The organism is Pseudomonas sp. 2995-3 (genome assembly GCF_002742565.1).
GTDB lineage: Bacteria > Pseudomonadota > Gammaproteobacteria > Pseudomonadales > Pseudomonadaceae > Aquipseudomonas > Aquipseudomonas edaphica.
This window is the reverse complement of record NZ_LJSB01000105.1, coordinates 1-382: the sequence shown is the minus strand read 5'-3', so window position 1 is coordinate 382 and position 382 is coordinate 1. Positions and strand designations below refer to the sequence as shown.

The 382-nt window shown below is 37.7% G+C and carries 1 protein-coding gene; it reads left to right on the top strand.

Annotated elements, in window-relative coordinates; genetic code table 11:
- A partial coding sequence (locus AOA62_RS05065; RefSeq protein WP_143521767.1) for a SulP family inorganic anion transporter occupies positions 1-382 on the top strand: 382 nt, incomplete at both ends.

Sequence of the window (382 nt, the reverse complement as noted above, 5' to 3'; positions counted from 1 at the left end):
GGTTACAGCAATAGCATTGATTATGAATGTTGGTGTTCGTACTGTTGGGGATATGGGGAACTTAACGCAAACACTTCCTATTTTTGCGCTTCCTAATATCCCGTTAACGTTTGAAACATTGATGATTATTTTACCTTATTCTTTAGCATTGGCTATCGTAGGTTTATTGGAATCATTATTAACTGCATCAATTGTTGATGATATGACTGATACTGATAGTGACAAAAATAAAGAGAGTCGTGGTCAAGGTATTGCGAATATGGTAACTGGTTGCTTTGGTGGTATGACTGGGTGTGCAATGATTGGTCAATCTGTAATAAATGTAAAATCAGGTGGTAGAGGACGCTTATCCACATTAGTAGCAGGTGTGTTCCTAATGGTC